The sequence below is a fragment of the Amycolatopsis sp. NPDC051372 genome, assembly GCF_040682095.1.
Lineage (GTDB): Bacteria > Actinomycetota > Actinomycetes > Mycobacteriales > Pseudonocardiaceae > Amycolatopsis.
Map to the genome: position 1 here is coordinate 167,861 of NZ_JBFBAF010000022.1, position 13,740 is coordinate 181,600.

At 70.6% G+C, this 13,740-nt stretch carries 14 protein-coding genes; 5 read left to right on the plus strand and 9 right to left on the minus strand.

Translation table 11 applies throughout. The annotated features are described in order from the left end of the window. Nucleotides 1-24: 24 nt before the first annotated feature. The gene (locus AB0M56_RS30825) at nt 25-549 is read right to left on the minus strand and encodes a PadR family transcriptional regulator (protein WP_364182266.1); all 525 of its coding nucleotides are present in this window, start codon (nt 547-549) and stop codon (nt 25-27) included. Between the two features lie 411 nt (nt 550-960). Here AB0M56_RS30825 and AB0M56_RS30830 point away from each other — a divergent pair, with 411 nt between their 5' ends. Then, a complete protein-coding gene (locus AB0M56_RS30830; RefSeq protein WP_364182269.1) occupies nt 961-1,197 on the plus strand; it encodes a hypothetical protein in 237 nt (78 codons plus the stop codon). A gap of 4 nt (nt 1,198-1,201) precedes the next feature. On the opposite strand, the gene AB0M56_RS30835 is transcribed toward AB0M56_RS30830, so the two are convergent. The 3 genes from AB0M56_RS30835 to AB0M56_RS30845 all read right to left on the minus strand — a co-directional run bounded on the left by AB0M56_RS30835 (nt 1,202) and on the right by AB0M56_RS30845 (nt 4,502). After that, a complete protein-coding gene (locus AB0M56_RS30835) occupies nt 1,202-1,909 on the minus strand; it encodes an SDR family NAD(P)-dependent oxidoreductase (RefSeq protein ID WP_364182271.1) in 708 nt (235 codons plus the stop codon). Nucleotides 1,910-2,098: 189 nt separating this feature from the next. Continuing rightward, nucleotides 2,099-3,520 (minus strand): neutral zinc metallopeptidase, encoded by a 1,422-nt coding sequence (locus AB0M56_RS30840; RefSeq protein ID WP_364182273.1) that lies wholly within the window; start codon nt 3,518-3,520, stop codon nt 2,099-2,101. Between the two features lie 58 nt (nt 3,521-3,578). Further along, nucleotides 3,579-4,502 carry a hypothetical protein gene (locus AB0M56_RS30845; protein WP_364182276.1) on the minus strand — a complete coding sequence of 308 codons (924 nt, stop codon included), beginning with the start codon at nt 4,500-4,502 and terminating at the stop codon, nt 3,579-3,581. Nucleotides 4,503-4,686: 184 nt separating this feature from the next. Here AB0M56_RS30845 and AB0M56_RS30850 point away from each other — a divergent pair, with 184 nt between their 5' ends. Beyond that, nucleotides 4,687-7,401, plus strand: a complete 2,715-nt coding sequence (locus AB0M56_RS30850; protein WP_364182279.1) for a BTAD domain-containing putative transcriptional regulator — start codon at nt 4,687-4,689, stop codon at nt 7,399-7,401. Here the strand turns inward: AB0M56_RS30850 and AB0M56_RS30855 are convergent. The 3 genes from AB0M56_RS30855 to AB0M56_RS30865 form a co-directional block, all read right to left on the minus strand. Further along, a complete protein-coding gene (locus AB0M56_RS30855) occupies nt 7,387-7,788 on the minus strand; it encodes an SRPBCC family protein (protein ID WP_364182282.1) in 402 nt (133 codons plus the stop codon). The genes AB0M56_RS30850 and AB0M56_RS30855 overlap by 15 nt on opposite strands. 11 nt (nt 7,789-7,799) lie before the next feature. Next, nucleotides 7,800-8,531, minus strand: coding sequence for an LLM class F420-dependent oxidoreductase (locus AB0M56_RS30860; RefSeq protein WP_364182312.1), 732 nt, complete (start codon nt 8,529-8,531; stop codon nt 7,800-7,802). Nucleotides 8,532-8,651: 120 nt separating this feature from the next. Then, nucleotides 8,652-9,449 (minus strand): CDP-alcohol phosphatidyltransferase family protein, encoded by a 798-nt coding sequence (locus tag AB0M56_RS30865; protein WP_364182285.1) that lies wholly within the window; start codon nt 9,447-9,449, stop codon nt 8,652-8,654. A gap of 69 nt (nt 9,450-9,518) precedes the next feature. On the opposite strand from AB0M56_RS30865, the gene AB0M56_RS30870 reads away from it, so the two are divergent. From AB0M56_RS30870 to AB0M56_RS30880, 3 genes are read left to right on the plus strand one after another with little or no spacing between them, the layout of a single operon-like run. Then, nucleotides 9,519-10,493 (plus strand): zinc-binding alcohol dehydrogenase, encoded by a 975-nt coding sequence (locus AB0M56_RS30870; RefSeq protein WP_364182288.1) that lies wholly within the window; start codon nt 9,519-9,521, stop codon nt 10,491-10,493. A gap of 27 nt (nt 10,494-10,520) precedes the next feature. Next, nucleotides 10,521-10,919: a 6-carboxytetrahydropterin synthase gene (locus AB0M56_RS30875; RefSeq protein ID WP_354874893.1), complete on the plus strand. Its 399-nt coding sequence runs from the start codon at nt 10,521-10,523 to the stop codon at nt 10,917-10,919. Nucleotides 10,920-10,924: 5 nt separating this feature from the next. Next, a complete protein-coding gene (locus AB0M56_RS30880; RefSeq protein WP_364182315.1) occupies nt 10,925-11,659 on the plus strand; it encodes a class I SAM-dependent methyltransferase in 735 nt (244 codons plus the stop codon). 22 nt (nt 11,660-11,681) lie between these two features. On the opposite strand, the gene ligD is transcribed toward AB0M56_RS30880, so the two are convergent. Beyond that, entirely contained in the window at nt 11,682-12,641 is a 960-nt protein-coding gene (gene ligD, locus AB0M56_RS30885) for a non-homologous end-joining DNA ligase (RefSeq protein ID WP_364182291.1), read from the minus strand. A gap of 41 nt (nt 12,642-12,682) precedes the next feature. Beyond that, complete coding sequence (locus tag AB0M56_RS30890; RefSeq protein ID WP_364182293.1) at nt 12,683-13,480, minus strand: oxygenase MpaB family protein; 798 nt, start codon at nt 13,478-13,480, stop codon at nt 12,683-12,685. Nucleotides 13,481-13,740: the final 260 nt, after the last annotated feature.

Below are 13,740 nucleotides of genomic sequence, written 5' to 3' on the forward strand. Positions count from 1 at the left end.
TGTCCTCCGCAGAGTGGGCCGGCCCTACTCCTTCAAGGCGCCTTTGACTTCGCCCGCAGCCCATTCGGCCCATTCGCGCTGCATCGTGGAGTACCGCTTCCCGAACTCGAGCGCGAGGCGGCCATAGACGGACGGATCGTCCTCGTCCCAGTCGATCGACGTCTCCAGAGCCGCGAGGTGCTCGCCGCGCCGCGCCGCCGTCTCGCCGACCTGCTCGAGGTAACCCCGCGCCTGGGCCGGGTCGAGCGAGCCGAGGAAGTACACGCGCAGCAACATCTCACTGCGCGGCGGCGCGGCGAGCGGCGACAGCAGCCAGTCCCTCAACTCCGCACGACCGGTCTCGGTGATCTCGTATTCCTTGCGACCCCGCGGCCCCTCGTCGGTGACCTTGATCAGCCCCGTCTTCTCGAGCTTCGCGAGCTCGCCGTACAGCTGGCTCTGGGTCGCCGACCACACGTTGGCCATCGCCGTCTGGAAGCGTTTCAGCAGGTCATAGCCACTGCCGGATTGATCGGCCAGCAACCCGAGCGCAGCGTGTCGGAGACTCATGACCTCAGTCTACCCTCCACTCTTGACATGTCTAGTCAGAACGTTTTAGCTATGACATGTCATAAGTGGAACGTCGAAGGATGTGCGCCCTGAACTACCTCAAAAGCTTCGTCCCGTGGATCGGTTTCGCGATCGTGTCGACGCAGGCCGACTGGCGGTACTCCGGCCTCGTCGGGCTGCTGCTCGCCGGCGGCCTGTTGCTGCTCGAACGTCTCCGTGGCAAGGCCTGGGACACCTTGATCATCGAGCTGAGCGCCACGGGGTTCTTCGCTCTGCTGTCGGCCTACTCGTTCGCCGACCCGACTTCGCCGCTGCACCTACGTCGGCACGCTGTCCGACGCCTGGCTGGCTCTCACGGCGTGGGGGTCCGTCCTGATCCGCCGGCCGTTCACACTCGGCATCGCCCGCACGATGGCCCCGCGCGAGGTGTGGGACCACCCGCTGTTTCGCCGGATCAACGTCGTCATCACCACGGTGTGGGCGGCGAGCTTCACGGCTTCCGCACTGGCCGGCGGGTTGCTGCTGCACTACGCGCCGCACGCCACCGTCGCGTTGATCGTGATCAAGGTGCTCGGCTTTTTCGTCCCGGTCGCCTTCACCGTGCGCTACACGCGGATGTCCAGGGCCCGAGCGCAGCAGGCCGCCTGACTTGTCAGCGCATTTCCTGGTGGTAGAAGCTGCTGAAGGTGCCGTTCTCCAGGGCGGCGTGCTCGCGGAACAACCGGTCGCGAGGACGGCTGCTGCCAAGGCGACGATGGCGATTCGGATGTGCATGGCCACCTTGGGCGAAGACGCCGGGGACGACGATCGTGGTCTCGATGTCGAAGCGGGCGAGCTCGGCGGCGTAGGAGACGGCGAACGCGTCCATGGCCGCTTTGGCCGCGAAGTATGGCGCGAGGTAGGGCGCGAGGTAGGGCGGGGTGCCGCCCTTGGTGCTGGAGGAGTCGATCCACACCACCAGGCCGTGGCGGCGCTCGCGGAACTGCGGCAGCACGGCACGGTTGACGCGTTGGGGGCCGGAGACGTTGGTGTTCATGACCTCCGCGATGTCATCCGGGGTGAAGGCTTCGACCGGGCCCATGGCGAGGTGGGCGGCGTTGTGGACGACGACGTCCAGCGGCTCGGGGATCGAGGCGACGGCGCTGTCCACCGAATCCTGTGAGCGGACGTCGAGTTCCACTGCGGACAGGGCCACCGACCGGGAGGACGCGTAGGTCGCCAGCGCGGCTGCCGCGGGGGCGTTGCGGCCGGCGAGGTCGCGGATGCCCGCGTAGACGGTGTGGCCGGCGTCGGCGAGCGCGCGCACGATCAGCGCGCCGAAGCCGAAGCCCGCGCCGGTGACGAGGACGGTCTTGCCCATGGCACTCCCTTGGTTCAGCGTGGGCAGCCGTCGAAAGGGCTGCCGAATGGTCGAACCATGGAGCGGGCGGAAACCATTGCCCGGTAACGAACTTCGGCGTGATCCGTGGAGTTGGCGGGATCCGTGCACCGATAAAAATGGCCCTCCCCCGCCGAAAACCCGGCGAGAGAGGGCCGCGAGAAGAAGAACTCAGCCGCCGTACTTACTGGTGCACGTGGCAACAGTCGGCGAAGTGAACCCGTCACGGAAGGCCTCCACCCGGGCAAACCCGGAGGGCACCGTCGTACCGGAAGGGTCGGAAGCGATGACACTCTTCGGCGACAACAGCTCCGCGATGGCCTCGTCCAGGTCACCCGGCGAAAGCTCCAGCGAAGCCTTCTTGTCCGGCGTCAACGTTCCCGCCCACATGCCCGTCAGGCAGGCGGTGAGCTGGCCCGTCGAAGCCGTGTCCAAGCGCAGGCCGTAGGCCTTTTCGACCGCCAACGCGTACCGGGAGGCCACCTCGGCGAACGCGGCGAAGTCGCCGAAGCCGTCGGAGGTGCCGCGTGCCGGTGGGGTGCCGACGCGGCGCAGGGAGTTCAGGTCGACGGACACGGTGTCGGTCGACGGGCAGTACGCGGCGGGGCTGGTCACGCTAGCGTCCGAGCAGGGCTCGGGGTCGGAGGTGAGCTTGGGGGCGCCCTTGGGGAAAGCTGCGCGCAGGGTGGACTCCAGGTCCTGCAGGTTCGCCGGGTCGACGACGTCCAGGTTGCCCTTGCCGTCGCCCGTGTCGAGGTCCTTGGAGGAGAACGGCAGCTGGCTGGTGCGGCTCACGACCTCGGCGTTGTCGATGGCGGCGCAGCGCTTCGGGCCGTCGGTGAAGCCGAACTGGAAGGCGGACACGCGGTCGAACGCGCTGCCGTGGGCGCCGGCGGTGTCGAAGCTGGAGCCGGCGGAATCGCGGATGAAGAAGAGCGTCGCCATGATTTGGTTGAGGCCCGTGCCGGTCGACACCTGGAAGTGCGGCGAATTGCCTTCCGCGACCCAGCGGAAGAAGGTGCCCGCGTAGCAGTCGGCCTGCTGTTCCTTCACGATCGACGGGGTGTTGGGGCTCAGGCCCAGGCGCGTCTGGACGGCGTGGCCCAGTTCGTGCGCCAGGACGGCGACCACGGACATCGGGCCGAAGGAGTCGTTCAGCATGGGCAGGAGCTCGCCGCGGTCCCACGCGACCAGGTCGCCGGAGGGGCAGTAGAACGCGTTCACGAGGCCGGCGGTGCTGGAGCCGCAGAGGTTAAGGCCCTGGCCGCGCGAGTCGTAGGAAATGAGCTGGCCGACGGGCTTGTAGTCCTTGCCGAAGTTCTCCGGCAGCTGCTCGGTCCAGTACTGCTGCACGTCGGCGACGGCGTTGGTGGCGAGCTTGTCGATCGCGCCGCCGTCGGTGTTGGCGACGGGCAGGTCGGTGTCCGCGACGCCGGCCTTAGGGCCGCTCGGACCGTCGGTGATGGCGAGGCCGGCGACCTTGGCCGGGTCGGGCCGGTCGACGCCCGCGCTGCCCTGGACGGCCGTGGTGCACCCGGCCAGCAGCACGGCGCCCGCGACCAGCGTCGCCACCCACGTGAACCGCGAAGTCATAGCTCCTCCAAGGAAAAGAGCCGGTGCGACCGAGGGGGCCGCACCGGCTCGAAGTAGATCAGGCGCCGAAGTGGACAGACTGGATAGCGTCGTCGAAGCCGATCGTGGAGAGGTCCTTCACGTCGCTGTCGACGACCGTCGACTTGCCGGTGCAGTTCGGGCCGGTCCACAGCTTGAGCGTGCCGTCGGTGGTCAGCGAAGACGTGACGCCGGGGCGGGCCAGATTCTGGCAGGCGTTGTCACCGGAACCGAAGGACAGGCCCTGCGAAGCGCCGTTGTCGCTGAAGAACGCGTCGTCGAACAGGATCGTGCTGGTGGCAGCCTTCGAGTCGCCGGACGGGGTCGGGTCGTCCGAGGGCGGGGTCGTGGTGCCGGAGCCCGAACCGTCGAGCACCTTGCCACCGGTGGGGCTCATGCCGAACCAGGTGCCGCCGACGCCTTCACCGTTGGTGTCGCCCGGGTTCTTGTCGCCGGAGAACGTGTACGCGGGCCAGTTGCCGATCGTCAGCTGCAGCGAGCCGTCGTCGCGCTTCACGACACCGATCGCGGACTTCTTGATGCCGGCGATGAAGACCTTGGTGCCCTTGGTGACCTTGACCGGCGGCCACTTCTTCTCGCAGTCGGCGTTGCAAGTGGACTTCGGCGGCTTCGGGGAGTCGTTGTCGAAGCGGTAGATCGTCATCCCGGCGCCGTTGATCACGACCGGGTTCAGGTTGCCCGCCTTGCCGGCTCGCAGCGACACCCACTTGGTGCGCACGTCCGCGGGCGCGCTGGCCGGGGCGAGGTCGCCGGTGTCACGAGCGGCGTTGTTGCTTCGGGCGGTGCCGCTCAGCAGGTCGAGGCCACCGGCGTCCCCGGCGTTCACCGCGGCGCCGGCCGGGGCCGCGCTCGGGGTGCCGTCATTCTGGCCGCCGCAGGCCGACAGCAGGGCCGCGCCCGCCGTCACGAAGGCAGCGAAAAACAGGGCGTGCTTGCGAAACATGGGGGAACTCCAGGGGGGTTCGACCGGGGCTCCTGGACCGTCCGGAGCCGCTCTTGCCCGTGACACGGGGCCGGGGTCGTGTTCGGTTCACGCGAGTTCGAAAGTTTTTTGAGGAATCGGGAACTCGCAGGTCACGCCGGATTCCCGGTCGCACACCCCGGCCCGGTTGCGGTAAGCATGGGCCATGACCAAGGTCCGGTTCGGCTTGCTCGGCCCCGTGGAGGCGCACGTCGCCGGCGAGCCCGTCGACCTCGGGCACGCGCGGCAGCGCTGGGTGCTGGCCGCGCTGCTCGCCGACGCCAACCGGCCCGTGTCCACGGAACGGCTCGTCGAACGCGTGTGGGCGGACGAGCCGCCGTACCGCGCGCACCGGCTGCTCGCCAGCTACCTCTCCCGGCTGCGCCGCACGCTCGCCACGGCCGAGGGCGTCGCGATCAAGCACGGCCCGAGCGGTTACGTGCTGACCACGCCGCCCGGGAGCGTCGACGTGCTGCGGTTCCGTGCACTCGTCGCGCAGGCGCGCGCGCAACGGGAGCCGGAGCTGTTCGACGAGGCCCTCGCCCTGTGGCGCGACGACGCCTTCGCCGGCCTCGACACCCCGTGGGCCGACGCGGTGCGCGACAAGCTCGCCGCCGAACGCTTGTCCGCGCAGCTCGATCGCACGGACCTCGCGCTGCAACTCGGCGAGCACAACGCCGTGCTCGCCGACACGGCCCAGCGCGCCGCGGCTTTCCCGCTCGACGAGCGCATCGCCGGCCAGCTGATGCTCGCCCGCTACCGCGCCGGGCGGCAGGCGGGCGCGCTCGAGGAGTACGACCGGATCCGCCGCCGGCTCGCCGACGAGTTCGGCGCCGACCCCGGACCCGCGCTGCGCGAGCTGCACCAGCGCATCCTCACCACCGACCCGGAGCTCAGCCCGCCGCGCGAGACGCCCGTGCCGCGTCAGCTGCCCGCGCCACCGCGGTGGTTCGTCGGGCGCGACGCGGAGCTGGGCGAACTCGACGCCGCGATGGCCGGCGGCTCGGGTACGGTCGCGATCTCCGCGATCGGCGGCGCCGGCGGCATCGGCAAGACGTCGCTCGCCCTGCGGTGGGCGCACCGCAACGTCGCACGGTTCCCCGATGGCCAGCTGTACGTGAACCTCCGCGGCTTCGACCCGGCCGGTTCGCCGCTGCGCCCCGAGGCCGTGGTGCGCCACTTCCTCGACGCGTTCGGCGTCGCGCCCGCGGCCGTGCCCGCCGACCCCGAAGGCGGCTTCGCGCTGTACCGCAGCCTCGTCGCGGGCCGGCGCCTGCTCGTGCTGCTGGACAACGCGCGCGACGCGGCGCAGGTCGAACCGCTGCTGCCGGGCAGCGAGACGTGCACCGTGATGATCACCAGCCGGCACCGGCTCGGCGGCCTCGGCGTGCGCGGCGCGCAGCTGCTCGACCTGGGCGAGCTGGCCGAACGTGAGGCGCGCGAGCTGCTCACGCGCCGCCTCGGCGACCAGCGCGTGGCCGCGGAGCCCGCGGCCGTCAACGACCTCGTGCGCTGGTGCGGCGGCCTGCCGCTGGCGATCAGCGTTGTCGCGAGCCGGGCCGGGGCGAACCCGCGCTTCCGCCTGGAGGTGCTGGCGCGCGAGCTCGCGGACGCCTCGGCGCGGCTCGACGCGCTGGACGCCGGCGACCTGGCCACGAACGTCCGCGCGGTGTTCTCGTGGTCCTACGAAGCCCTCGACGCGGGCGCCCAGCGCGTGTTCCGGCTGCTCGGCGCGGTGCCGGGACCGGACGTGAGCCTCGCGGGCGCGGGCGCGCTGGCCGGTCTCGAGCGGCCCCGGGCGCTGCTGCGCCGCCTCGTCGACGCGCACCTGCTGCAGGAGCACCTGCCCGGCCGCTACCGGATGCACGACCTGCTGCGGCTGTACGCGGATGAGCTCGTCGCCCCGATGGAGCGCGCCGAAGCACTGCGGCGCTTCACCGACTTCTTGTTGCACACGGCCGGCGTCGCGAACCGGTTGCTGCGGCCGGAACGCCAGTCGATCGACCTCCCGGCGGCGAGCGCGCCCCCGCTGGCCGACCGCCGCGCCGCGACGCGCTGGTTCGACGACGAACAGCACAGCCTCCGCGCGACGCTGGATTCCGCGGTGCGGCGTGGCGCGCACGAGGACGTGTGGCGGCTCGCGTGGAGCGTCAGCGGTTACCAGGTGATCCACGGCCAGCTCGTCGAAGACCTCACGGCGTGGCAGGCCGGGCTCGCGGCCGCCCGCGTCCTCGACGACCCCGAACCGCAGGCCATCGCGGCGATGTACCTCGGCACCGCCTACACGCGCACCGGATCCCACGACCTCGCCCTCCGACACCTGCGTGAAGCGCTTTCCCTTGCACAGCAAGCGGATCTGGCCGCCGACGCCGCCCGCGCGCTCGGCTGGGCGCTCGGGCAGAGCGGCGACTTCGACGGCGCCCTGCACCACACCGCCGTCGCGCTGAAGCACTACCGCGCCACCGACAACGGCCTGCGCCAGGCCGACGCGTTGAACACCCTCGGCTGGTACTCCGCGCAGCTCGGGTTCCTCGCCGAAGCCCGCGAGCACTGCGAACAGGCGCTCGTGCTGTGCCGCAAGCACAACCACCACCGCGCGGAGACCGTGACGCTCGACAGCCTGGGGTACATCGCCTCGGCGATGGGCGAGCGCGAGGAGGCGCTGGCGCACTACACCGCCGCCCTCGCGCTCGCCCGCGACACCGAGGACGCCTACGACGAGCCCGTGATCCTCGCCAACCTCGGCGACACCCACGCCGCTCTCGGCGACCTGGCCGCCGCCCGCGACGAGTGGGCCCGGGCGCGCGAGCTGTTCCAGGCGCACGGCCGCACCGGCGACGTCGAGCGGATCGCGGCGAAGCTCGCGTCAGCGGAGCAGTGACGCGAGGTTGTCCAGCGCCGCTTGGAAAGTCGCCTCGACGTACGGGCGCACGGCGTCGGGAGCGGTGAAGGTGCCGGTGTACTCCAGGACGGCGCCACCGTCGGGGGCGGCGCGGACGACGAACGTGCCGACGTAGTCGCGGATCGGCCCGTTGTCGCCGAGCACGCGCCAGCGCAGCGTGCGCGTGTCGGCGGAGGACTCCATGAGCTCTTCGAACGCGACGGCACCGGTTTCGGTGGTCACGCGGCGCGTGTCGATGAGACCCGGTGCCGGTTCGCTGAACTCGGTGGCAGGGAACCAGGTGTGGACGTTGTGGAAGTCCGCGATCCGCTCCCACACCACGGCCGGATCGGCGGTCATCCGCGTGCGCAGCTGCACGGTGGTCATGGGCTGTCCCTTCAGTACTTCGAGACGAACTCGGCCAGCTTGTCCAGCTCCGCCAGCGACTCGTCGCGCGAGAGCGTGGGCAGGATCAGGGCGACGCGCTCGACGCCGAGGTCCTCGTAGGCGTGGATCACGCCGGCGTCGGTCGGGGTGTAGGTGACGGTGACGGGCACCGGGCGGCCCGCGCGTTCGCGCAGGTCTTCGGTGTAGGCGCGCATGGCGTCGACGGGCAGGGGCGGCGCGAGCCAGCCGTCGCCGCGCTCGACGGTGCGGCGCGCGGCCGCGTTGCTCCAGCCGCCGATGTAGATCGGCGGGTGCGGCCGTTGCACGGGCTTGGGCCAGCTGTAGATCGGGTCGAAGTCGACGTATTCACCGTGGTACTCGGCCTTTTCCTGCGTCCACATCGCCTTCACGGCGTCGATGCGCTCGTCGAGGACCTTGCCGCGCTCGGCCGGGGCGACGCCGTGGTTCTGCAGCTCGTCGAGCACGTTGCCCGCGCCGACGCCGACGATCAGGCGGCTGCCGGACAGCTCGTCGAGCGTCGCGGCTTCCTTCGCGAAGACGATCGGTTCGCGCTGCACCAGCAGCGTCACGGCGAGGATGAGCTTGAGCCGCTCCGTCACCGCGGCCACCGCGCCGAGGGAGACGAACGGGTCGGGCATGCGGAACCACGTCGGGTCCATCTCGGCGCCGAGCTCGACGAGCCGCGGGCCATCGGTGACCGGAATGTGAGTGTGCTCGGGGATCGTTCGTGATCAACGCTGACACGAGGGGCCACCCCGGACCTGCCCCTGAGGTGGGTACCCGCAAGGCCCTGGCACGAGGGAAAACCGGGCAACCCGGGCGCGTGATCCCCGTCTCTTCGGCTACGGGTTGCGGGTCGCCAGGTGGCGCCGGCGACGCAGGGTCGAGCGGGGCCGGACGACGCACGTCGCGTGGGCGACTCGGGGTGCCGGGCGAGCGGCGGCGCGGTGGGCGCGGTGCGCGCTGTGCAGCCACAGGACGTCGCGGCCGAAGGACCACACGAGTGAGACCAGGGCGGCCATCGTGACGGCCAGGCCCGCCGGGTGCGGCAGCAGGCCCGAGCCTGCGGCCACCAGCAGCACACCCTGCAGCGCGGCGACGACCTTGCGCGCCCGGCTGGGCGGCAGCGCGCCGTTGAGCCACGGCAGGGTCCAGGACGCCGCGACGAACGCGTAACGCATCAGGCCGATGGCGAGGACCCAGTAGCCGAACGTCTCCGCGGCCAGCACGCTGAGCACCAGGATGAGGAACGCGTCGGACTCCATGTCGAACCGCGCGCCGAGCGCCGAGGACGTGCCAGTGCGGCGCGCGACCTGCCCGTCGACGGCGTCCAGCGCCAGTGCGAGGGACGCCAGCGGCACGAGCACCGCGAGCGGCACTCCCCCGTTCAGGTGGTCTACGACCAGCGCCGTGACGCCGCCGATGAGGATGGCGCGCGTGAGCGTGACGTGGTCGGCGGGGCCCAGTGACCGGGCTCCGGCTTTGCGCGCGGCGCCCGCGAGCAGGGCCCACAGGCCGACGGTGTACGCCAGGCCCGCGGCCCAGCCGGCGGCACCGAGGCCGACGGTCAGGGCGAGCACGCCCAGCAGCGCCACCTGGGCTCCGGCACCCGCGGCCTGCTGCCGAACGAGTGAACCCACGGTGGAACGTGATCGTGTAGTGGTGGTGACAGCCATATCGCCTCGATCTCGCGGCAGAGGAGGACCACCATGACACGTACGGGACAGGCCTTCTGGTTCAAATCCGCCGGAACCGGTGAGATCCGGGCGGCGGAGATTCCGGCGCCGGGACCGGACGAAGTGCTGGTCAGGACCCTGTTTTCCGGCATGAGCCGCGGTACCGAAAGTTTGGTACTGCGCGGTGGCGTGCCCGAGAACCAGCGCGAGGTGATGCGCGCGCCGTTCCAGGAGGGCGACTTCCCGTTCCCGGTGAAGTATGGCTATCTGAACGTCGGGCGCGTCGAAGCCGGGCCGGATGAGCTGGTGGGGCAAACGGTGTTCAGTCTGTTCCCACACCAGACCGAGTTCGTGGTGCCGGCCTCGGCGGTCACGGTGGTGCCGGACGACGTGCCGGCCGCGCGGGCCATCCTCGCGGGCACCGTGGAGACGGCCGTGAACGCGCTGTGGGACGCCGCGCCGCTGGTCGGCGACCGGATCGCCGTGGTGGGGGCCGGGATGGTCGGCAGCAGCGTCGCGGGGCTGCTTTCCCGCTTTCCCGGAGTGGACGTCCAGCTCGTGGACACCGATCCGGCTCGGGAGAAGGTCGCGGCGGCGTTCGGCATCCGCTACGTGCGGCCGGAGGACGCCGAGGGCGATCTCGACCTCGTGGTGCACGCCAGCGCGACCGACGGCGGGCTCGCGCGGTCGCTGGAGCTGCTGGGCCGCGAGGCGACGGTGGTGGACCTGAGCTGGTACGGCGACCGGCGCGTGAGCGTGCCGCTGGGCGAGAACTTCCACTCGCGGCGGCTGACGATCCGCAGCAGCCAGGTGGGCACGGTCTCCCCCGCTCGCTCCGCGCGGCGCACCTACGGTGACCGCATGGCCACGGCGCTGCGGTTGCTGGCCGATCCGTCGTTCGACGTGCTCGTGACCGACGAGACCGCGTTCGAAGATCTGCCGGACCTGATCTCCCGCCTGGCCGGCGGGGACCTGCCGGGGCTCGCGCACCGGATCGTTTATCCGTAAGTTCTTGTGATTCCTAAGGAGAAAACTTTGTTCAGCGTCACCGTCCGCGACCACATCATGGTCGCCCACAGCTTCCGCGGCGAGGTGTTCGGCCCGGCGCAGAAGCTGCACGGCGCCACGTTCGTCGTCGACGCCACGTTCCGCCGGACCGACCTCGACGCCGACAACATCGTGGTCGACATCGGCCTCGCGACGCAGAAGCTGGGGTCCGTGCTGGCCGACCTCAACTACCGCAACCTCGACGACGACCCGGCGTTCGAGGGCATCAACACTTCCACGGAGTACCTGGCGAAGGTGATCGCCGACCGGCTGGCCGACGCCGTGCACGCCGGGGAGCTCGGCGAAGGCGCACACGGGCTTTCGGGGATTTCGGTGACGCTGCACGAGTCGCACGTCGCTTCGGCCGGGTACGAGCGTTCGCTTTGACCGAGGTGGATCCGTCCGGCTACGCGCCGGAATGGTTGCGGCTGCGGGAAGGCGCTGATTCCGTCGCGCGTGCTGCGTCCCTTGTGGACTCGCTCGCGTTGGCCGCTCCGGTCGTGGTCCGTGATCTGGGCTGTGGCACCGGTTCCATGAGCCGCTGGCTCACGGACCGGTTGCCGCAGCCGCAGCGGTGGATCTTGCACGACCAGGATCCGGAGCTGGTGCGGCTGGCTGTCGCGGCTGTTCAGAATGCGACAGGCGAGGTTCGAGATGTCACACGGCTGACGGCGGCGGATCTCTCGGGCACTTCGTTGGTGACCGCGTCGGCGTTGCTGGACCTGTTCACGGCCGAGGAGATCCGGCGGTTGGTCGACGCTTGTGCGGGAGCGCGGGTGCCCGCGTTGCTGACGTTGTCGGTGGTCGGGCGGGTCGCGCTCACTCCGGCGGACCCGCGCGACGAGGCGGTGGGTGCGGCGTTCAACGCGCACCAGCGCCGGGAGGACCGGCTGGGGCCGGAGGCGGTGGCGTTCGCGGCGGCCGAGTTCGCTGCGCGCGGGTTCACGGTGCGGCGGGTGGTGACGCCGTGGCGGCTGGAGGCCGGGGATGCGGCGTTGATGGAGACGTGGTTCTCGGGCTGGGTTTCCGCGGCGGCGGAGGAGAACCCGTCGTTGGATTTGTCGGGGTATCGCCGGGCGCTCGACGCGGTGGTTGTGGAGCACGAGGATTTGCTGGCTCTGCCTTAGCTGGCTTAGCTGCCTGGCTGCCTCAGCTGTCGGCTTCTCGGCGGGCTTTGGCTCGCCGTTTGCCCTCGTGCATCGCGGCGACGCGGGCGATAGGGATGGTGTGGCCTTCGGCGACGAGGTCGTCCGGAAGTGCCTGCGGTGCAGGCATTTCCGTCGCCCACGGGTCGGTGTCGCCGAGGCTGTCGAGTGCCGTGTGGACGGTGAAGTCGCGCGGGGTCACGTCGTCGGCCGCGGCCCACGGGATCGGGAACGACACGGTCAGACCGGGCCGCACGCGCGGGCTGTAGGCGGCGACCACGGTGGCGCCGCCGGCGCGGGTGGAGTCGAGGAACACCTTGCCGTGGCGGTCTTCGCGGATGAACGCGGTGGTGGCGAGCTCCGGGTCGAGGCGTTCGGCGCGGGCGGCGATCGCGCGGGTGGCGGCGGCGACGTCTTCGTGGGCCTGGCCGGGTTTGAGGGGCACGAAGACGTGGACGCCTTTGGAACCGCTGGTTTTCAACGCGCCGGCCAGCCCTGCGTCGGTGAGGGCTTGGCGGACCAGGCGCGCACCCGCGACGGCCAGTCCGAACTTCGCGCCCTCGGGCGGGTCCAGGTCCATGATCAGGTGGGTCGGGCCCTGGGTGTGTTCGAAAAGCGTCAACGTGGGGTGGTATTCGATCGCGCGCTGGTTGCCGAACCACAGAAGCGTGGGGCGATCGTTGCACAACGCGTAGGAAACTTCCCGCTTCGAACTCTCGGCCCACAGCTTCACGCGCGGCACCCACTCGGGCGTGTACTTCGGCAGGTTCTTCTGCATGAACGCGTCCTGCCCGCGCAGCACGCGCACGACCGACAGCGGCCGGTCGTGCAGCACCGGCAGCAGCCGCTCCGAGATGCCGTCGAGGTAGTCGAGCAGATCGCGTTTGGTCGCGCCGGCGTCGGCGAACAGCGGCTGGTCGAGATTGGTCAGTTTGACACCCTCGCGTTCGTCGTCGCTGCTCATCGCCCTACCTTCGCCCACCACGCGGGCGCCGGTCAACCGCTTCACACGAGCGGACGGCCCTCGCGGCGGCGCTTGCGGAGGTCGCGCAGGTACGCGTTGTAGGGGAACCGCTGCACGCTGCGCGGGAGGCGCCGCACGACGTGTCCGATACCGCGCATGAGACGTTCGAATGTGCGCTGATCGCGTTCGGTCCACGACAGCCGCATGTGCTCGCGGAAACACGCGGGCAGGAACCCGGTCGTCACGAACCGGTGGAACCGCCCGAACACCAGCGCGAACGGCCACGGCAGGAACCGCAGGTCGACGAGGTCCCCGAGGTACGCGCGGGTGCGGTCATCGATGGTGACGCGCTGTTGCCGCTCGGCCCAGTACTTCGCGAACGCCTCGCGGTCCTCGGGCCACATCTCCGGCCGCACCTGCAACGTCGTGCCGAGCACCGCGGCCTCCGCGTACAACTCCTCGGGCGCGGCGCCACCGAAGAATGCCACGTGGACGTCCTCCAGCCCCTTGTACAGACACGCGGCAACCCACAGCTGCAACTCGGGATCGAAGGCGTTGTACTCGACGGCGCTGTCCTTTGTGGACTTCACGTACCGGTGAGACCCGTTGACCGCCTCGCGGTACGCCTCGCGCTCCTCGTCCGTCCCGAACGTCGCCACCGCCAGGTAAGTCCCCGTGGTGCGCGCGCGTTTGACCGGGTGCCGGAACAGATTCCCGCTCTCGACGCCACTCTCCATCACCCCGTACCCCACCGGGGCCCACCCGAGCTGCATGATCACGTTGGCACTGCCGGCCATCAGCCCGATTCCCACCATGGCCTTCTTGAGCGCGTCACCCATGGCACCTCCCGTCGGATCAAGAAAACGCCACTGTTTACGCCGAGTCAAGAGCCACCCGAGCCGCGCCCACCCTCCCCACCGCCACCCAGCGAACCCTGCACCCAGGCCCCGTCCACCCCCGCAACCGCCGCCCACCCACGCAACCCAACCTGCACCCAGACCCGCCCCCGCACCCCGATCCGAAGCCTCCTTGCGGCCGGCGACGTGTTGTCAAGGCACGCTTTCCCGCCTTGACAACACGTCACCGGCCGTCAACACAA